Genomic DNA, 18,982 nt, shown 5'->3' with positions numbered 1-18,982 from the left:
GACGTTTTATTTCCCTGGCAATCCTTTTTTGCCGGAAGTCGGTCTGTTGTATGAGCTGAGAAAGTCCCTTAAATAAGAGCACTCCCCCTGTGCTATTGCAAAGAGACGCGTGCGGGGATAGCTGTTAAGCAATTCAGCAAAGTAAGGGTTCTTCCTGAGTTTTCGGTGGTACTCTTTTTCGAGACCCTGGTATTTCTGGTAGTTATCGAAAAATTCTGATGTATACTCGGGATAGGGGATTTGCTTTTGATAGCATTTTGCAAGCATAAACACGCACCTGGCTCTGAACTCAGGGTCTTTACTTAGCTGCATCGCTTTCTGATAATACTCGCGGGCCGTCTTCGCCTTGATATAGTCGGCCGAATAATAATGACTTTCTGCGGGGTCACTGTCATTCGATGTCCAGGTGTAGGAGAGCAGGTACCAGGAATTTCCGAATGTGCCACTGTTGTAGAACCCGTTGGCCATTCGGTAATAATAGCGCGCTGCGTTCTTTGGATCGGTTTTGATCTTTTGTTGTAGAGCGGCCATTTCCTGGGCGTAGCGGAGCTTGCCGTAACCGTGTACAGTGTCGCGGACCAGCGGGTAGTCGGCCAGGCGATCAACAAATGGGTTGCCTGTAGCGATCTTTTCACCATAGTAGCCATTGATGAGGCTGTCGCGCTTCTTTGCCGGGACCTGCTTCAGATAAAGCACTGCTTTGGCAAACTGGTGCTGGCGAAGGAAGGCGGTTCCGGCTAGTTCTTTAAGCTCGTCGGGGTCGACCGCTGCAAGGCGATCCTGCAGAAATCTTCCGTATTGATCAGCGGAAGGACGTTGCTGCAGGGCGAGCAATTTAACGAGGGCGTTGGGTCTGATGCCGGTCCTCATAAACTCACGTGTCTGCCAGCTAAGCGGGTCCTTGCTTCCAGCTTCAAGGAGTGGATCGCCTTTCAGCATGGCAAGAGCTGCACTGACGGTATCGCCCTGTTCGTAGTAGGCTGGTGCAAGGATGATCTGATAGAAGTTACGCGCTGTTGCAGCAAATCGTCGTCCGTCGTAGCCGTCCCAATAGTCGGTGGAGCGGGTAGCAGCGTGTTCTTCCTTCACTTTCTGATCAAGCCAGGTAAGGGCAGGCAGCAGTTCTTTTTCGTTCACCTGGTTATAGTCGTGGATCTTTTGAGCGGCGAGAAGGAGGCGCACGATTTTTTCCTGATCCTGTAGTCGCCCTGCGGGGAGGTCCTTTGCTATTTTATTCATATAAGACCAGCCTTCTGCATTGTGGTTCTCCATCCAGGCAAGATAGGCTGCCGCAACATATCCAAGCTTTGGCTGCTGACTGTGCTTTTCTTCAGCAAGCTTCAGACAGAACGCTTTGACCTTCTCCAAATGAAGGGCCTGTTCCTCTTTAGCTTTTGTATTGTTGTAATCCCAACGAATAAACTGATAAGGGTTATAGAAATTCTCTTTTTTCTTTAAGTTATCGGTGAGGTAGTACGATTCCAGCTTGTTAAGCTCCCTGGTGAGAAGGATATTCACAACGGGTGAAGCAGGCGCAAGCTGATAGGCATTTTCTAAATAGCTGAGGTTGAGCGAGGGATCGCCAAAGCCCTCTATTCCCCAGATCATGGCCTTCTCTTCATTGTTCTGAGCCAGCCGGAGGACGTCATTCACTTTTGCGCGGGTATTCCGGTAATTACGATATGCCTGTACTCGTCTCTCGGGATAAAGAGCGAAGACTTTTGAGAAGTTATAGGCCGAGGTAATGGTATCTTTCTTCCATCTCTGCGCTCCCGCTTTTAATGCGAGTCCCCATCCTTTTACGTGACTGTCTGTCGTTTTGTCCAGGTACTGGTCATAAATCCGGATCGTCTGATCGTTATTATCAGTAAAGAGCGAAAGCTTGCAGGCCTGGTAGTAGTACCGTGTTTTGAGGAACTTGTTTTTGGTCTTCCCGGCTTTGCTCAGGGACTGGCTGAGCAGGTTAAGACGGGCAGCAGTGTCAACAGGAGCAGGATCCCAGGGATCGTAGACCGAGTTCTGTTCTTCGATATCTTTTGCATGAGTGAAGTAATCCCTGAACTCCTGATGTTTCTTGTTCATCAGGAAGCTGACGAACGGGTTCTTGGAGAGGCTATCAGGCATTTGGACCTTTTCGCCTTTGAGCGCAAGCATTAATGCCGAATCTGCCCTTTTATCAAGATGATACATGACCTGTTCAATATCAGCTGCCTTGAGCTTCCCTCCGGCAGCTGCAGCCCATTCTTTTGAATTGACGGTGGCCTCGTTCACGGGTTCTGCATCGTCAAATAGATAGCGGTACTCGGTCAGGTAAAAGTTGCGATAGTCATCGCCCTGCACGTTATTGTGGAAGAAGGAGATGTAGTAATCGTAAGGATCGGGTTCAGGCCCGCAGGCGAAATTTACGGCTACTTCGATAATTAGAAATGTGAATACGCTAATTGAACAGATGAGAAATTTCTTCCAGTTTTTCATCGGGAAAGGTCTTTAGTAATTGCTGGTCAAGGTGGTAGTAGAGCACCCTGAGGCTGTCGTGCGAAGTTAAGTGTTTTTTTATAAGTTGGGCGGCTGCTGATACGGTATCCGCGGGAACTGATTCATTGCGAAGCAGATCCTTTTTTCTAAGGCCTGCCTGGGGAAGATCCTCCAGCACTTCATATAAGCGTGTACCGGGGCGCTTTCTGAATGTGCTGCCCTTATTCAGGTCTGCGGCGCTTACTCTGGCTATGCCCAGGTACTCATTGTTTCGGAAGGCGACGGTCCAGCTGAAAAGAGGCAGAGCCACGTCTGTGGGAAGGGGGTATGCGCCCGACTCATCAGAGAGGTATTTCTTCATCTCGTTCAGCTCCAGTATGGAGTTTTGATTCCCGGATTTTCTCAGATTGCCCATGTTATACAGCATGAGCACGGTGGCATCAGCCGGAGGTATTCCGGTACTTCTGTTTTTGAACTGATGAAGCCTGAGTGTGACGCTTAGCTTCCATGCTGGCTTCTTCTTTTTGATCTCCTCCAGCAAGGCGAAATAATTGGCCTTTGTGCTTTTGGTCCAGTCGCAGTCAATTTGAATTTCGCTTAACTTTTTCTTTCCTGCCTGCGCTGCCTTGGCAGAGGTGTAGCTGACGATTCTTGCAGCGAGCGTTTGAATGGCCGGCTTGTCGAGGAAAGTAAGCGCATTGTTGACGATGAAAACCACGGGGACCAGGGCAATGCTGTCGGGAATGGCTTGTTTGAACACGACAGGCGAGACGGGGACTGGCTCAGACCTCTCCGTGCTCCAGTCAACGTCCATGATCCTGACGAAGAGCCGATTTACATGAAGGTGGCGGAGTGCATCTTCTTCAATGCTTGTCAGGGAGAATGCCGTTTTCCAGTAGTAAAAGCTGGTCTGTACCTGGCGCTCCCTTGTGCAGGACAGCAGCAGGGTTAGGGCAGAAAGAAGGAAACAAACGATGTGTGGGCGTCTTCTTATCATACGGCTTGATCGGGATGAGCAGAAGCGGCAAAGATAGGAGATTTGCAAAGCTGACTACTTATCCACGGCTGTAACACTTACAGTCTCCAAACGACGTAGGCCGCCCTCTTCCGGTGTGCTGGCGAACGTGTTCTGTGTAAATACAACGGGTATGGGCCATCCGGTGCTATAATTGATTTCAAATACTGATTCTCGGTCAATCGTTAACTCCATCGTGCTAAATGCTTTTCTCATCTCCTGCAATTTGGTTTGCTTTTCCTGTTCTGATTTGAATGTGCTTTTTGCCACCATAACTTCCAGCATGGTGGCGATTGCTTTTTTTGAACTTACTGAATCCAGCTGGACCGAGTTCTTAATACGACAAGTATGATGGAGTGTATCTATAGATTCAAGGGTAAGCCTGCCTGTGCTGGCTACAGGAGCACCGAGCAGTGGGACTCCAATCTGCTCCTGATATTCAAAGGTGCTGCCATAGTGATACCAGACCCCGTAAGGAAAATGGAATAGTGAAATTTCTTTTAAAGCTAAGCCTTCGATAGTTCCGGGAGAGGAAAATATCTGTTTAACGGCCTCAACATTGTCGCTCGACAGAGAGCCCGTATCCTTTTTTTGTGCGACATAAAGGTCAAGCGCTTCATTCATCATCTGGATGATCTCGTCCCGGTTTAAGAGCTTTTGAAAGGCTCCGTTCTGGTCGGTGCTGTATTTTACACTCAGGTTCTGGTACTTTTCATCAAGCCCCGCAAGTTCAGGATACGTTTTGTTGGAAAGGAGGGGTGATTCACTTCGCCAGTCAAGGTTATAGTTCGTCCTGCTAGAGTCGGTTACAGTCACGCTGACGGTATAGGAACTGCTATCATTGGTGGTTAAGGCCCCATTCGTGTACCGGACCTCCGCTTTTTTTATAAGATAGTTTCTGCCTTCGCCCTTTTTCCAGCGAGCTATGAGTGCAATAGAATCTGTTTGAGCACTGGTATCTGTACCGGCTATAGCCAGAGCAATGGTCAACGATAACAGGATGACAGGCCGGAAAGAAGCGTAGGAAGGTTTAGGAGTTTTCATGATCTATTTACTGCCACAATAATAAGAATAAAGTCGGTATTGGCAAGGGGGAGAATGGGGATCACTCGTATTTGCTATCTTTGCGGCATGCAAATGAGGCGGCTGCTGATATTTTTTCTTTTCTTGTTCCTTTCTGCGGGACTGGAAGCAAAGGGTATTATGCCTCCTGCTGAGTCAAAATCCGGGGTAGTAGCAGAACCGGGATACTCTTTTGAATCGTCTGATCATGGCCCCTCATCCAGGTATTTCCTTCAGGCCGGACCCGTAATCATCCTCGCCTGTGTTGAAACAGCGAAGGGCCCTTTTTATAGGGTATTCTTGTTCCTCTGCATCTTCCTGGCGATAGCTATCCGTCTGCATTACCTAAAGGGAAGAAACATTTCCCTGCAGTCGGTTTTAACAGTCGTTGCTTTTCTCATTCTTTACCCTTTTCATTTTTTTCCTTAGTTCATGTATGCAGGAGGCATGCCTCAGCATGACCTTTCTTATTATCCTATCAATTCGTTCTCCCGTTCTGATGACAGGGAGTTAGCACTTATTTTAATTTATTAATACATGAACGATGTTTTAGAGAATGCGATCATAGTGATTGCTTTGACCCTTATTGTGATTATCCCCGTTGTCCTGATCAATATTAGCTCGGCTAAAAGAAGACGGAAAAGAGGGTTTGATAAGTTTGCGGAAGTCTGCACCGCACAGCGCCTCAAAATTTCCGAACCGGATTATTTCGGAATGAAACTGATTGGTGCAGACACAGAGAAGCGGGTACTTGTCTTTATTAATAATTATTTAGCAGAGCCAGCTGTCGATGTTGTTGACCTGAGTGACTTTAGCAGATGTTCTATTCTGAAAAAGAGCAATGGCCAGGATGTTGCAGAGTTAGGACTTGAATTTGAAGGCCAAAACGGTAAGAGTCAGCGAATACTGTTCTACAAGCAATACAAAGACAAGGAGTCTTTTTTAAAGGTTTATACTCAGAAAGCTGAAGAGTGGCAGAGGAAGCTTGCTATGTAATTTTTGCAGGAGAGGCCCGCTTGTTGAAGCGGGCTCTCCCTTTCATTCTGCCGTTGGGCCGGAAAAGAGGACAAGTAAAGAGTGGCTATTTTGTCTGCTTAAGCCGATGCGGTTGCTGGAGGCGGAAAAGGATGCTTTCGGCGCGGGGCCGTCATCCTGCCATGTACCTCTGCATTGATTTTAAGGAAGAGCTGCTCCGCCTGGCTGTGTATTTCCTGTTTCTGCGCGTCGTATTGTCCGCTCTTATCTTTCGGCATTCCTTTGATATTGCTCTCTGCTATTAACATAAGGGCATGGAAGGATGAGGATAGAAGGTAACAGCCTGCACCTATATCACTCATAAAGCCCTTCTTGCAGTAGGGTATCACGTCGCTCACCGCAGTTGCGGCTTTGACGAATATTCCGGCTGCTTCGAGGGGAGAGGTAACGGTTTTCAGATAAGAGTGGTAATAGAACGGGTTGGTGAAGCTCCGCTGCTTTTTTCCTTTGAACTCGCGAAGCTCATCAAATAGGAGCTGATCCTGCTCTCCTGCAAGCAGAAAAGACTGGCTAATTTGTCGCATATAGGAGAGCTTATCTACAAGGAACGATTTGATAGCCTTATCCCGGGTTCCGCGGATAGACAGTTCGAGCGCCATCGAAATAACAGAGAGAGCAAGGGTGGCGCAGGTAAGTGTGACGTTGCCTCCGGTCAGGCTCGGCTTTTGGCCTGAAACCGCCCTTAATATGTCGTCAACCGTGAGATGCCGCGTGTTCAGTGAATGGGTGTCTTTCTGCATGGAGTGTATTTAATCATAAATGCACTGCAAAAAGAATACCTGTGCATGTTCTTACTGCACAGGTTGGATGATTAGGTTCAGGAAATATCTTGTGTTGCTAGTCAGTCAATGAGTATGGCTTCATAGACAAGACAAATAAGTGCCGGCCTTACCCCTAAAAGAATTTTATTTTTTAAAGATGAAGAGGTAAAGAACGCCTGGCTTTTTCGGCGATTACTAATAGTTCATCAAGCCTTCGTACATTTGTGGTCTAAACCTATAAATGGGTAAGGATTATCAATATGCGTTTCAAAATAATCGTTGTATGGCTGCTCGCCTGTAGTAGTCTGGCCTCTGCTCAGCATAAGCCCTTTGAAGTCTCACTTGGATGGAAGGGCGGAGGCAAATCTAACCCGATCGGGGTGAACAGTTTCTCAAGCCTGACGAAGGACTTCAATTGCGTTATTGCCAACAACTCGTCGACTTTAAAGGTATTTTGGTTTGACAAAGAAATGAAGTATCTGAAGGAATCGGCCAAAGATGGTTTGAATGAGGACGAAATTCTGGGCGGCTTTGTGCGGGATGGAAAAGCTTTTGTCTTTTCACAACGGGGGGCAGAGGCTACTATATGGAATTACGTATTTGGACTTGCTGATTCTTCAGCCACTGAACACTCGGTGGCAGTTAGTCTGGATGGGATGAGGGTTCTCGGTCAGGTTAATACGGGCGAGTCTTTTCTGTATATCGCCGCCCATAAAAAGGAGCCTGTCTTAACGGTGTACGAATTTAGTAAAGAAGGCCAGGTACAGCGACATGATTTTGATCTCGGCAAAGCCACTGGTTCTGAATTTGAAAAAAGAGATCTGTGGAAAGCCTTATCTAAGTCGGGACAGTGGAGCCGGGACTTAGATGTTGCGCTGGTTAAGCCGGAAATGGAGTTGACGGCTGAGTTGGCTAGTTCGCCGAATAAGATCTATTACCGGGAGGGAAAGCTGTTGCTGCTGATGGACAAGGAGGCCGGGGTTACGCAGGTGTTCGAAATGAAGCTTTCTAATGGAGAACTTGTAAACAGGAAAATCTCCAGACCTATACTCTCACAGGATGATCTAAGTAATTCTTCATTTAATTCATTCCTTTTTGGAGACCGGCTTTTTTATGCACTTGCTACCTCAGAAAGACTAACAGTATACATTAATAGCTTTTCAGACGGTTCTGAGATCAAACGCTTTGGGGCGAATGAGAATAATAGTATAGATTTTAAAAATACGCCTATTATGCAGGAGGGTGGAAATTATTCGAAGAATGCGGTCAGGGAGCTTGAGAAAACCCGTCAGCTTTTACGGAAGATGCTTGGAGGGCGCGTAGTGATCAGCGCCGTACGAAATGTCCTCCATCAGGATGAAGTGACCGTTGGAGCGTTTAGGGAAGTAAAGAACAACACATTTTCTGCTCCCAATATGGGAGCCCTTGGTGGTGCTATTGCCGGCGGAGTGACTGTAGGTGTAGGCTTTAATCCGTTCTATTCTTCGTGGGGGCGTACCACTCGTTTTAAAATGCTCCTTGATCCGAAAACCTCTGCGCATCTGTCGGGAGAAATGGCGCCTTCTGCGATGGAGGACATCCGGACTTATTCCAAAGATCTCAAGATCCCGGACGGAGGTGCAACGGTGTTCACTGCCAGCAACGCATCGTGGTACGCTTATTATGACAGGGAATCCAGGAAACTGACGGTGATGCGTTTTTAAGAGACTCAGGAAAGAATTCTTAACTTGCCCATTTTAATGACAAACGCAACGGGTTCGTTGCGGATTTAAAACAGTAACACAATGGAAATACGAGATCTTGAGCCCAAATCTTTGTGGGGTAATTTTGCGGACTTAAACGCCGTGCCCCGGGCTTCCAAGAAAGAAGAAAAGGTTATTGAATTTATCATCAGTTTTGGGCAAGCTCTTGGGCTCGAAACACGAAGGGATGAAATTGGAAATGTAGTGATCAAAAAGCCGGCGAGCCCTGGCATGGAGGCGCACCAGACAGTGGTGCTGCAGTCGCACCTGGACATGGTTCATCAGAAGAATAATGATACCTCCTTTGACTTTACTACGCAGGGAATCGATATGTTCGCGGAGGGCGACTGGGTAAAGGCGAGAGGAACTACGCTCGGTGCTGATAATGGCATCGGTGTAGCGGCTATTATGTCTATCCTTGCTTCCAAAGACATTGTACATCCTCCTCTGGAGGCGTTGTTTACTATCGATGAGGAGACGGGGATGACTGGGGCCATGAAGCTGAAGCCAGAGATGGTGAAAGGGAGGATCCTGCTTAATCTTGATACAGAAGATGATCAGGAACTGTCAATTGGCTGTGCCGGAGGCCTTGACTCCACAACGGAGTATTCTTACAAAGGCGTTTCTCCTCATGAGAACGGGAGGGCGCTGACGGTTAAAATAAAGGGCCTGACCGGGGGACACTCGGGCATGGATATAGACAAGGGCAGAGCGAACGCCAATAAGCTGATGAATCGTTTGCTGTATAAAGCAGCTGGTATTTTTTCTATCCAGCTAGCCTCCCTTGACGGCGGCAGCCTGCGCAACGCTATTCCGCGGGAGTCAACCGCGCTCGTCGTGATACGAGCAGAAGAGCTGGATCAGTTTAAGAAGTTTTTAGCAGAATGCCGATCAGTCATCAAAACAGAATATCAGGTGACAGACCCTAACCTCCTCGTGGAATGTGACGAGGCTGAACTTCCGGCATCGGTAATGGGAGAGGAAGATTTCAGAAAGGTGCTGAATGCTATTTATGCAGTGCCTAATGGGGTGTTCAGAATGAGCCCTGATATTGAAGGTTTGGTGGAGGCATCCTCGAACCTGGCAAGAGTGGTGGTGAAAGATGGTGTGTTTAGTACCCAGTCTTTGCAAAGAAGCAGTGTGGAGAGCACCAAGGAAGATGTGGCGACTGCCGTAAAAGCAGCCTTCGAAAATATAGGAGCGCAAGTGGAGCAGTCGGGGGACTATCCTGGCTGGAAGCCTAACCCTTCTTCTCCTGTCCTCCACCTGATGGAAGCTTTGTATAAGCAGACCTTCGGACATGAGCCGGAGGTGAAAGCCTGTCACGCCGGACTGGAATGTGGCATTCTGGGAGGTCATTTCCCTGGCATGGATATGATTTCCTTTGGTCCTACCATCATCGGCGCACACTCTCCGGAAGAGAGGGTTCAGATTTCATCGGTTCAGAAGTTCTGGGGATATTTGCTGAATGTACTTCGCGAAATCCCTTAAGGCCGGGCTAAAAAGAATAGAGAATACAGCAGCAGGCTATTTTAATCAATAGCCTGCTGCTGTATCGTCTCCTCTTGGATCTGCACCTCCCTGATACCCTTCGGGAGTAGCGAGTATGGCATCTACCCGTCCTATTGTGCCCCTGGCAGTCACTTTATATCCTTTTTGTGAAAGTTTTTGAATGGTGCCGGTGTCAAAGGCTCCGTCTTCTATGAAGATCTCATCGGGCAACCATTGGTGATGAAATCTTTTTGAAGCTACAGCATCCTGCATGTTTTGCCCGAATTCGACTACGTTAAGAATTGTTTGAAGTACTGAGGTGATGATGGTAGATCCTCCGGGTGTCCCCACTACCATAAATAGTTTCCCTTTGCGTTCGAGGATGGTCGGCGTCATTGAGCTCAGCATTCTTTTGCCCGGAGCAATAGCGTTAGCCTCTCCTCCGACCAGACCGTACATGTTAGGGCTGCCTGGTTTGACGGAGAAGTCGTCCATTTCATTGTTCAGAAGGAAGCCTGCGCCTTTTACCACGACGAGGGAACCGTAGGATCCATTGAGCGTAGTTGTGACAGAAACCGCGTTTCCGTCCTTATCGACGATTGAGAAATGAGTGGTTTCCTCGCTTTCATGGGTTTTAAATACGCCAGCCTGAACACTGCTGCTGGCGGTTGCATGCGTCCAGTCCATGGAGCTCATTCGCTGTTTCTGGTACTCAGCATCGAGAAGCTGTCGTTGGGGAACCTGATAGTAATCCGGATCGCCGAGGTGTTTCGCCCTGTCAGCATAAACCCGTCGCTCTGCTTCGGTTATGATGCGTATCGTTGAATCCTGATTGTGCCCCCAGCGTGATAAAGGATAGGGTTCTACAGACATGAGCAGCTGCATAAGTGCGATGCCTCCGCTGGACGGAGGGGGCATGGTGATGACTTTTAAGTCTTTATACCTGCCTATGACGGCCTGGCGCCATTTCGAATCGTAATTCTTTAAGTCTGCAGGGGTTATGAGGCCTTGTCCCCTGTTCATTTCTCCGGCAATCGCTTTTGCTACTTCTCCTTCGTAAAAGCCTTTTCTTCCCTCCCTTTGGATACGCTGAAGTGTGCGGGCAAGTTCGGGTTGTACGAGCAGCTCGCCGGCTTTCCAGTCGTCAGATGCTTTTACAAAGGCGGTGCCTCCGGGATTAAAGTGAATTAGTTTTTCTTTCAGGCTATTGAGCTCGTTTGCTTGCATGGAGGTGAGGGTAAAGCCTTTGGTTGCCAGCTTAACGGCCGGCTCGAGCAGGTCTGCCCACTTCAGTTTACCGAAGCGGGAGTGCGCCTTTATCATTCCGTCTACACTTCCGGGGACTCCTGCCGCCAGATGACCATAGAGGCTTTTTTCTTTGATCGGCTCTCCGGAAGGGTCGAGATACATATTCCGGCTGGCTCCTGCCGGTGCTTTTTCCCGGTAGTCTAAAGCCGCCACCTCTCCCTTGCTGCTCCGGTAAACCAGGAAGCCGCCGCCTCCAATATTGCCGGCGTTAGGATAGACGACTGCCAGAGCAAATTGTACGGCAACTGCTGCATCAATAGCGTTGCCGCCTTTTTTCAATATCTCTAAGCCTACTCTTGAAGCTTCAGGATGTGCTGACACAACAAGGCCATTCCGAAAATATGTCGCTGCTGATTTTTGCGCCGGCAGCAAGAGCGGAAACAAAAGGATGATCGTTGTCAGACAGGAGATGTTTACGAGTTTCTTCATTTTTTTCGTAATGAGGCGCAAGAGAGCATTGCAGGCGCCGTATTCTTTTATCCAAAATAACAATTTTCTAAACAAGGAGATGCAAGTAAATATCCTGAGCTACGCAATCTATCTCCGCAGGATCAAAAGAAGGAACGTCGCCCGACTTAAGAGTTGACTGCACATTCGTCGCAGAAGAAATATGTGCAAATTTTTTCCCTCTAAACGATTTAAACAAACTGTTTCAGTAGGTTCCAAACGAGCTGATTAGGCTATGATATCGATTGCAGAAGATCGCCAAACAGAGCACATAACCGTATTCCAATATCAGATTTAAGGATCATAAGAACAGAAAGATAATAGAGATTGGGTTCAATGAGAAGAGCTCGGTTTTTAGTAGGTCTTAAAAGCCGAAGCCAGTAATAAAATCACTGGCCTCGGGGCACAGTGTCATCGCTCGATGACTCTGTAAGACAAAGATACAAAAGGAAGGCCGCAAAAGTATCGTTTACATCGTAATTTGAGAATACATGATCCATGTCCTGAGGATAGAGCCCTGCGGTGCGCCGTGCGTTTCAGAGTGCTCTTTCAGTCGCATCATCTGCGTTTCTGACGCAGCTCCCAATGTTTATTCAGGTAAGGGAGGAAGATTGCTTAATGTTTTACAGTTTCGCTGCCAGGACGCAGGGCTTCCTGTATTTTTTGACATGCCCGGCAAGGTCAAAGATCTCGATGTACACGACGTAAATTCCCAGAGGCGGACGGTTGTTGTCGTCATTGAGTCCGTCCCAGGTAATTGTTCCGCTTTGCCCAAGCGTCTCGTTTTTGCAGAGATATCTAACACGGATGCCGCGGTCGTTGAATACCCAAATGTTGGCGACCTTACCTCCTTCGGCAAAGTGATAATGGATCATAAGGGCGTCTTCAAATCCGTCGTTATCCGGTGAGAATGTATTGCTGCTGAGGGAAATTTCTTCCGTTGTTTCCCCTTCTGTTACAAGTTGCGAGTTTTGGTATCCGGGGGTGGCAAATCCCGCCGTGCCCGCCGCAGATCTAAAGTTGCCGGGATCGCTGGTCGGGCGACTAAAGCTTACCCGTTCAAGAGATACTCCCTCCGGATTTCGGATAAGGGCAAAGTGCATTTTCGCCGAGTAAGTGAGCTGATCTATCCGCGTTGAATCAGCAAGCAAGACCACCGTTCCTGCATCGTCATTAAAGGCGGGCATAGAGGTCATTTTCAAAAAGGCCTCCGGGTTCTCAGTCCGATATTCCGATTTAATGTTGTCAGGGTTAGTCGTGAGGACGAGATAGGAGTGTGGGGCAAGCCCATAAGCGGTTTTGCTTACCGGCTTTATACTGGTTAGCGAGTCCTTTTTGATTATTGCCAGGCTAAGTGCCGACACGTCAATAGCATGCCCCGTATTGTTATAGATTTCGAGAAAGTCGGCCCCGTCTTTCCTCGGGTTGAAAAGGATTTCGCTGATGAGGATGTCGCCAGGCCCGATTTGGCTGATTCCCGTGTTGCCGGGAGTATCAGGTAAAGGTACAGGATTGTCGTCCGCGAAAGGACCAACGGTAATATCGTCGAAAGTAAACTGGTCAGATCTGCTTTTCGTATAGGTACACCTCAAGCCGAAGCAGGCTGAATTCACAAAAGGGTGCGGATCCGTGACTTCTCCCTCGGACGTATAGGAACTTTCTCCCTCGTTACGGGAGTAAAGAGTCCAATGACCATCAGCAGTACGCGTTACCTTTATCCACGCTGCTACTTTGCTTCCCGCTGCTCTGCTTTCTTTGCCGTCAATAAGCAATTCTTCCTTTTCTCCGTCCTGCTTGAAAAGGTCGTATGAATCCTTTGACCCGTTTTCACCAATCTGCAGGAAATATCCATGCAGTTCGTCATTCAGGTCTTTTTTGTCGGAGATCAAATAGACGCGCGCATAGTTGGCTGCAGAGGGGCTGAAGTTAAGCTGGACGAAGAATTGCCAGCTGGCGTTGGTAGCAGCCTTGCTTTCCGTCACGAGGTAGACGGATTTTGAGGAATCGCTTTTAGCCGTCTGTAACTGCTGAGAGGAATTGACGCGGAAAGCTGACAGATTTCCTGACCATTGAGGAGATTCGTTCAGGTTTGGGTCACTAAAGGTCTCTTTAATTTGGCCATACGTAAAATTCACGCATAAAAAGGCGAAAAAGAGCAAACATTTTTTCATATTTGCCAGGTTTAAAATTTATGTAACATATTTATACACAATTAAAATGAGAGTCGCAGTTGTAGGCGCTACGGGCCTTGTAGGTTCGGTGATGTTAAAAGTCTTAGCAGAGCGCAATTTCCCGGTTACTGAGTTAATACCCGTCGCATCAGCCCAGAGTGCTGGTAAGGAAGTAGACTTCAAGGGTAAGAAGTACAAGGTGGTAACAGTGGATGAAGCAATTGCAATGAAACCGGATGTAGCCCTGTTTTCTGCCGGAGGAGGCACTTCTTTAGAGCAGGCTCCAAGGTTTGCAGAAGCCGGTACAGTAGTGATCGATAATTCGTCGGCGTGGCGCATGGATCCTACGAAGAAATTGGTTGTTCCTGAGGTTAATGCAAATGTACTAACCGCTGAGGACAAAATTATTGCCAATCCTAACTGTTCTACTATTCAAATGGTGGTGGCCCTGAAGCCGCTCCATGATAAATATAAAATAAAGCGCGTTGTAGTATCTACCTATCAGTCGGTTACCGGCACAGGAAAGAAGGCGGTAGATCAGCTCATGAATGAGCGGAAGGGAGTAGATGGCCCGATGGCTTATGCTTATCCTATTGACCTGAATGTGATCCCCCACATTGACGTTTTCCTTGAGAACGGGTACACGAAGGAGGAAATGAAGATGATCCTTGAGACCAAGAAGATCATGGGCGATGATTCCATTAACGTAACTGCAACTACAGTCCGTATTCCGGTAATGGGAGGACACTCGGAGGCTGTTAATATTGAATTTGAAAACGATTTTGACCTCGCTGAGGTTCGTCAGATTTTGGAAGAGCAGGAAGGACTCATCGTTGTGGACGATCCGGCCAACCTACAGTACCCGATGCCGAAAGATGCGCACGAGAAGGATGAAGTGTTTGTAGGCCGTATCCGCAGGGACGAGTCACAACCCAATACACTTAATCTCTGGGTAGTTGCCGACAACCTTCGCAAGGGAGCTGCGACTAACGCAGTTCAGATCGCAGAATATTTATTAAAACAAGGCATTTTGAAGTAAGGCCGGGCTCTTTTACGCTGCTAGTAAAAGCGCGGCGTGCTGGTGAACGCGTTACAGAATACCAATTTTTAGAACTGGCTGGAGACCTCTCGAGCCAGTTCTTGTTTAATGCAGGTTTCCCGTTTTTGTATGAGAACTCTTTTCTTTATCCTCCTCCTTTCATTGTCTGGTGTTGTGGTGAGTCAAACGCTGGAAAAAAGATCGCGGCGGCGTATCAGCAGTTTGAAAAGGACGGTCAGCTGAAATATGGGCTGAGCTCAATAACTGTTTTAAATGCCGAGACTGGCGAGGTTGTTTTTGCCAGTGGCGAGAACACGGGACTGGCGCCAGCCTCGACTTTAAAGACTGTTACTTCTGTTACTGCTTTTAATTTGCTTGGGAAGGATTTTCGCTGGCAAACCACGCTGGGCTATTCCGGCAAGGTGAGCAACAACGTCCTGGATGGCGACTTAATAGTCACAACAAGTGGTGATCCTTCTCTGGGCAGTTCGCGTTACGATCAGACAGGTGCTCCTGTGATTTTGGACCGGTGGGCTTCGGTTATTAAAAATGCCGGGATTACGAAGGTGAATGGCCGTATTGTGATTGATGATCAGCTGTTTGGGAGCCAGACTACCCCGCAGGGCTGGATATGGCAAGACATCGGGAATTATTATGGAGCAGGTTCAACAGCCGGGAACTGGCGTGAGAACCAGACTGGGCTTCTTATCAGACCTGGAGTGCGGACAGGAGAACCGGCCGTTTTGAGCGGAACGGACCCCGTTATTTCAGGCTTGCAGCTGGTGAACGAGCTCAAGACTGGCTCCCCTGGCAGTGGTGATAATGTATATGCTTATTCGGCCCCCTATTCAAATCTTGTATACGTTAGGGGAAGTTATGGTATCGATCTGAAAAAGACGGTTATGATCTCTGTTCCGGATCCGGCTCAGCTCATGGGAGATGAGTTGAAACTGCGACTGACAAGAAATGGAATAAGTATTTCAGGAGCTGCAGTGACAACAAGAAGGCTGAATCAGGACGGGGCACAAGTTCCGGTTCGAACTGGCGAGTTCGACAAGTACAGCTCGCCGGACTTGCAAAAAATAGTATACTGGCTTAATCAAAAGAGTATCAACTTGTATGCGGAGAGTATATTGAGAACCATTGCCCTGCAAGAAGGGAAGGATGCGAGTTTTCAGGAGGGGTGCCGTGTTATGCAAAGTTATTGGAGTAAGCAGCAGGGCATCGATACGGATGCCATCGATCTGTTAGACGGTTCAGGACTGTCGCCTGAAAACAGGATCACTACGCTGGCTATGGCCAAGATCCTGCAATCTGCATGGAAAGCGCCCTGGTTCAATAGTTTCTATGAAAGTCTTCCGCTTTATAACAACATGAAAATGAAAAGCGGCAGTATCAGGAATGTTCTGGCGTATGCCGGGTATCAAAAGACGCGGGAAGGTACGCCGCTTGTCTTCTCTTTTATTACGAATCATTACACCGGAAGCACCACCCCGATCAGGCAGAAGATGTTCAGGATGCTTGATTCCCTGAAGTAGCAGGCCTGGGTAGTTTGGAATGAACTTATTAAACCGGGCCGGCGAAAAGGAACTATTTATTTATTAGCTTTGATAAAAACAACCGGATGACCAGACTCTTACCTTTATTATTTCTGCTGTGTTCGGTGCTTTCATCCTTTGCTCAGACCAGTCCTGCCAACAAAAACCGTACTTTTAAATTATCCGCTCAATCAGGCAAGAAGATTTTTGTGCCGGGCCTGGTCATTGTGAAGCTCAAGGAGGGAGCAGCGCCTAATTCTGCTGCAAAAACGTTGTCTGCGGGACCTGTTCTTGATCTAAAATCAGCAACTATTGAAAGCCTTGTTCAAAAGTTTCCTGCTACTAATTTGAACAAGAGCAAGAGTGCTGTTTCACGTGAAACTGACAGGATTGGCCTGAGCCGAATCTACGAGTTGAGATATTTCGGTGATGTTGATATTGCGACGGTTATCAACGAGCTATTAAAGGATCCGGATGTTGAGTATGCGGAGCCCAGTTATATCGCCCATATCGACTATACTCCCAATGACCGCCTCTATTCGTCTCAGTCCTACCTTCAGCAAGTTGGTGCGCCGCAGGCATGGGATGTGATCAAATCTTCAAATGGGGTAATTATCGGAATAGTTGACTCAGGGTCCGAGCAGCGACACGAAGACTTGTCGGCCAATGTTATTGGAGGGTACGACCTTGTTGGAGCCACTTCGTCAACTTCAACTTTTACCGAGGATGCCGACTTCAACGTAGTGGGAAGTGCTAACGACCATGGTGTGCACGTGAGCGGGCTTGCATCGGCAGTGAGTAACAATGGTAAGGGAGTAGCCAGTATTGCGTCAGATGCGAAGCTTTTTATAGTGAAAACAGCGGCTGATGACGACCCGGATCATATTTACAGGGGTTTCGACGGTATCAAGTACGCGGCAGATCATGGTGCCATGATCATCAACTGTTCATGGGGCACGCAGCAGTATAGCCGGTATGAACAGGATATCGTAAGCTATGTGATCAGTAAGGGCTGTTTGATTGTTGCGGCTGCCGGAAATATAGGTGACGACGGAAATACAACGCCAGACTATCCTGCTGCATATAGGGGGTGTTAGCGGTGGCCAATGTAAAGGCGGACGATATAAAAAGTAGTAGTTCAAAGTTCGGTAGTGTTGTAGCTCTTAGTGCTCCAGGAAATAATATTATTAGCACGACTTTTTCGAACAGTTACGGGTTCAAATCGGGCACGTCTATGGCTACGCCGATTGTAAGCAGCGCGGCAGCACTGGTGAAGTCTTACCGGCTTGATCTGTCTATGAGGCAGGTTGGTGAACTGCTGAGGGTGACTGCAGACAATATTGATTCGAAAAATCTGTCTTATGCAGGCAAACTTGGGAAAGGCCGTCTGAATGTTTTCAGAGCTCTTACCGAACGGACGCTGCCTTCAGTAAGGATCGATAACGTTTTGGCAAAAGATGACAACGGAGGACGGTTACTCGCTGGTTCAATTATTAATGTCTACCTGGACTTGAAGAACTATCTTCAACCTGTGAGCGGATTACGGGTCAGCCTGAGGAGTGACGATCCTAACGTTTCTGTTTTTGGTAATGTGTTGAATGTGAATTCGATTGATGCACTTGAAACGAAGACGATGATTGGTCCGTTTTCTATTCAGGTGGGGCGAACGATTCCGGAAAATTCGTCTGTGGAATTCAGAGTAGATTTGTCTTCTGCCGACGGCCAGTATCAGGATTATGATTTTTTCTCGCTTGATCTAAATCTGGATTATGTGAATATCAATACAGAGAGCCTTGCTACAACCGCCACCAGTAATGGGAGGATGGGTTATAGCTATCAGGGGCGGAGTGGTGGTCAGGGATTTGAGTATAAAGGGAACCAGCTTTTATACGAGGCTTCTCTTATGATAGGTACTTCAAGGACGCAAGTTTCTAATAACACCCGCGTTAATGAGAATGAGGCGGACAACCACTTCGTTAAGACCGCTTCCGTAAGAGAGAGCCAGACGGATACGACTGTTGTTGCAAATTCGGAGTTTGACGATTCTGGTAATCGGTCTCCTTTGAATATCACGGTGAGGAACTCCGTTACGGCAAGAAAGGATGCGGAAAACAGCAAGTATGTCATTGCTGAGTACGAGGTGATCAATAAGAATGCTGCTACACTCAGTAATGTTTACGTTGGATTATTCAATGATTGGGACATCAGCGATCCAGCTGCTAATGCGACAGCTTATGACGGGTTGAATCGTATCGCCTACGCTTACAGTACGAAGAATGGCGGCGCTCCGTACGCAGGGGTAAAGCTTCTTTCTTCGACAGCAGCACCTGCCTATTATCCTTTGTCAAACTCCTCTGGGTTTTTATCGGACGGCGCTTTTACAGTCGCGGAGAAATATCAAACGCTCTCATCGGGTGTACAGGAGGGAGGGAACAGTGTTCAGAGAACCGATGTTGCCTTCGTTTGCGGATATGGACCTTTAACTATCCCTCCTAACAGCAGTGTAAAGCTAGCCTTCGCCTACGCCGGAGGGGACAATTTGCAAGACTTACGCGAGAGTCTGGAAAAGGCAGAGCAAAAGTACATAAGCAGAACGGCTGCGGACAGAACGGCTGTTCTTTCAACTTATCCGAATCCCGTTACTCCGCGGAACAACAATAGCCTGGCTGCTGTGATCAACCTGCCGGTTGATGCCACTGTTTCCCTGGATCTCTACAATGTGATGGGACAGCTCGTGAAACGCTTGGCGGCGAACGAGGCCATGTCGACTGGTGCCCATACGCTTTATTATGATCTTAGCGATGTAGGAAGCGGAATATACATCCTGCGCTTAAAGTATAATAATAAAATTACATCTCATAAACTTAGTGTGGTGAGATAGGGATACTGTACGATCTG

At 47.8% G+C, this 18,982-nt stretch carries 14 protein-coding genes; 8 read left to right on the top strand and 6 right to left on the bottom strand.

Annotated elements, in window-relative coordinates:
• Positions 1-6: 6 nt before the first annotated feature.
• From ACES2C_RS03265 to ACES2C_RS03255, 3 genes are read right to left on the bottom strand one after another with little or no spacing between them, the layout of a single operon-like run.
• The gene (locus tag ACES2C_RS03265; protein WP_374165582.1) at positions 7-2,475 is read right to left on the bottom strand and encodes a hypothetical protein; all 2,469 of its coding nucleotides are present in this window, start codon (positions 2,473-2,475) and stop codon (positions 7-9) included.
• Complete coding sequence (locus ACES2C_RS03260) at positions 2,438-3,472, bottom strand: hypothetical protein (RefSeq protein ID WP_374165581.1); 1,035 nt, start codon at positions 3,470-3,472, stop codon at positions 2,438-2,440. Before ACES2C_RS03260 ends, ACES2C_RS03265 begins: the two co-directional genes overlap by 38 nt.
• 54 nt (positions 3,473-3,526) lie before the next feature.
• The gene (locus tag ACES2C_RS03255) at positions 3,527-4,534 is read right to left on the bottom strand and encodes a hypothetical protein (protein ID WP_374165580.1); all 1,008 of its coding nucleotides are present in this window, start codon (positions 4,532-4,534) and stop codon (positions 3,527-3,529) included.
• 93 nt (positions 4,535-4,627) lie between these two features.
• Here ACES2C_RS03255 and ACES2C_RS03250 point away from each other — a divergent pair, with 93 nt between their 5' ends.
• Both ACES2C_RS03250 and ACES2C_RS03245 read left to right on the top strand, forming a co-directional pair.
• Entirely contained in the window at positions 4,628-4,981 is a 354-nt protein-coding gene (locus ACES2C_RS03250) for a hypothetical protein (RefSeq protein WP_374165579.1), read from the top strand.
• A 108-nt stretch (positions 4,982-5,089) separates the two neighbouring features.
• Entirely contained in the window at positions 5,090-5,548 is a 459-nt protein-coding gene (locus ACES2C_RS03245; RefSeq protein WP_374165578.1) for a hypothetical protein, read from the top strand.
• Between the two features lie 98 nt (positions 5,549-5,646).
• On the opposite strand, the gene ACES2C_RS03240 is transcribed toward ACES2C_RS03245, so the two are convergent.
• Positions 5,647-6,327: a cyclodeaminase/cyclohydrolase family protein gene (locus tag ACES2C_RS03240; RefSeq protein WP_374165577.1), complete on the bottom strand. Its 681-nt coding sequence runs from the start codon at positions 6,325-6,327 to the stop codon at positions 5,647-5,649.
• A gap of 281 nt (positions 6,328-6,608) precedes the next feature.
• Between ACES2C_RS03240 and ACES2C_RS03235 the strand changes: the two genes are divergently transcribed.
• Together ACES2C_RS03235 and ACES2C_RS03230 are read left to right on the top strand one after the other, a co-directional pair.
• The gene (locus ACES2C_RS03235; RefSeq protein WP_374165576.1) at positions 6,609-8,051 is read left to right on the top strand and encodes a hypothetical protein; all 1,443 of its coding nucleotides are present in this window, start codon (positions 6,609-6,611) and stop codon (positions 8,049-8,051) included.
• 81 nt (positions 8,052-8,132) lie between these two features.
• Positions 8,133-9,581 carry an aminoacyl-histidine dipeptidase gene (locus tag ACES2C_RS03230; RefSeq protein WP_374165575.1) on the top strand — a complete coding sequence of 483 codons (1,449 nt, stop codon included), beginning with the start codon at positions 8,133-8,135 and terminating at the stop codon, positions 9,579-9,581.
• Positions 9,582-9,626: 45 nt separating this feature from the next.
• Here the strand turns inward: ACES2C_RS03230 and ggt are convergent, their stop codons facing one another.
• Both ggt and ACES2C_RS03220 read right to left on the bottom strand, forming a co-directional pair.
• Complete coding sequence (ggt, locus tag ACES2C_RS03225; protein ID WP_374165574.1) at positions 9,627-11,318, bottom strand: gamma-glutamyltransferase; 1,692 nt, start codon at positions 11,316-11,318, stop codon at positions 9,627-9,629.
• A 641-nt stretch (positions 11,319-11,959) separates the two neighbouring features.
• Complete coding sequence (locus ACES2C_RS03220; RefSeq protein ID WP_374165573.1) at positions 11,960-13,507, bottom strand: lamin tail domain-containing protein; 1,548 nt, start codon at positions 13,505-13,507, stop codon at positions 11,960-11,962.
• Between the two features lie 46 nt (positions 13,508-13,553).
• Here ACES2C_RS03220 and ACES2C_RS03215 point away from each other — a divergent pair, with 46 nt between their 5' ends.
• From ACES2C_RS03215 to ACES2C_RS03200, 4 genes are all read left to right on the top strand, one after another.
• Positions 13,554-14,546, top strand: coding sequence for an aspartate-semialdehyde dehydrogenase (locus tag ACES2C_RS03215; RefSeq protein ID WP_374165572.1), 993 nt, complete (start codon positions 13,554-13,556; stop codon positions 14,544-14,546).
• A gap of 125 nt (positions 14,547-14,671) precedes the next feature.
• Positions 14,672-16,084 (top strand): D-alanyl-D-alanine carboxypeptidase/D-alanyl-D-alanine-endopeptidase, encoded by a 1,413-nt coding sequence (dacB, locus tag ACES2C_RS03210; RefSeq protein ID WP_374165571.1) that lies wholly within the window; start codon positions 14,672-14,674, stop codon positions 16,082-16,084.
• An 86-nt stretch (positions 16,085-16,170) separates the two neighbouring features.
• Entirely contained in the window at positions 16,171-17,181 is a 1,011-nt protein-coding gene (locus ACES2C_RS03205; RefSeq protein ID WP_374165570.1) for a S8 family serine peptidase, read from the top strand.
• A complete protein-coding gene (locus ACES2C_RS03200; protein WP_374165569.1) occupies positions 17,175-18,965 on the top strand; it encodes a S8 family serine peptidase in 1,791 nt (596 codons plus the stop codon). Before ACES2C_RS03205 ends, ACES2C_RS03200 begins: the two co-directional genes overlap by 7 nt.
• Positions 18,966-18,982: the final 17 nt, after the last annotated feature.

It is taken from the genome of Arcticibacter sp. MXS-1 (assembly GCF_041902385.1).
Lineage (GTDB): Bacteria > Bacteroidota > Bacteroidia > Sphingobacteriales > Sphingobacteriaceae > Arcticibacter.
This window is presented reverse-complemented; position numbering and strand designations above follow the sequence as displayed.

Coding starts and splice junctions, on each gene's coding strand:
- ACES2C_RS03265 (WP_374165582.1), bottom strand. CDS start 2,475: ATGAAAAACTGGAAGAAATTTCTCATCTGTTCAATTAGCGTATTCACA.
- ACES2C_RS03260 (WP_374165581.1), bottom strand. CDS start 3,472: ATGATAAGAAGACGCCCACACATCGTTTGTTTCCTTCTTTCTGCCCTA.
- ACES2C_RS03255 (WP_374165580.1), bottom strand. CDS start 4,534: ATGAAAACTCCTAAACCTTCCTACGCTTCTTTCCGGCCTGTCATCCTG.
- ACES2C_RS03250 (WP_374165579.1), top strand. CDS start 4,628: ATGAGGCGGCTGCTGATATTTTTTCTTTTCTTGTTCCTTTCTGCGGGA.
- ACES2C_RS03245 (WP_374165578.1), top strand. CDS start 5,090: ATGAACGATGTTTTAGAGAATGCGATCATAGTGATTGCTTTGACCCTT.
- ACES2C_RS03240 (WP_374165577.1), bottom strand. CDS start 6,327: ATGCAGAAAGACACCCATTCACTGAACACGCGGCATCTCACGGTTGAC.
- ACES2C_RS03235 (WP_374165576.1), top strand. CDS start 6,609: ATGCGTTTCAAAATAATCGTTGTATGGCTGCTCGCCTGTAGTAGTCTG.
- ACES2C_RS03230 (WP_374165575.1), top strand. CDS start 8,133: ATGGAAATACGAGATCTTGAGCCCAAATCTTTGTGGGGTAATTTTGCG.
- ggt (WP_374165574.1), bottom strand. CDS start 11,318: ATGAAGAAACTCGTAAACATCTCCTGTCTGACAACGATCATCCTTTTG.
- ACES2C_RS03220 (WP_374165573.1), bottom strand. CDS start 13,507: ATGAAAAAATGTTTGCTCTTTTTCGCCTTTTTATGCGTGAATTTTACG.
- ACES2C_RS03215 (WP_374165572.1), top strand. CDS start 13,554: ATGAGAGTCGCAGTTGTAGGCGCTACGGGCCTTGTAGGTTCGGTGATG.
- ACES2C_RS03205 (WP_374165570.1), top strand. CDS start 16,171: ATGACCAGACTCTTACCTTTATTATTTCTGCTGTGTTCGGTGCTTTCA.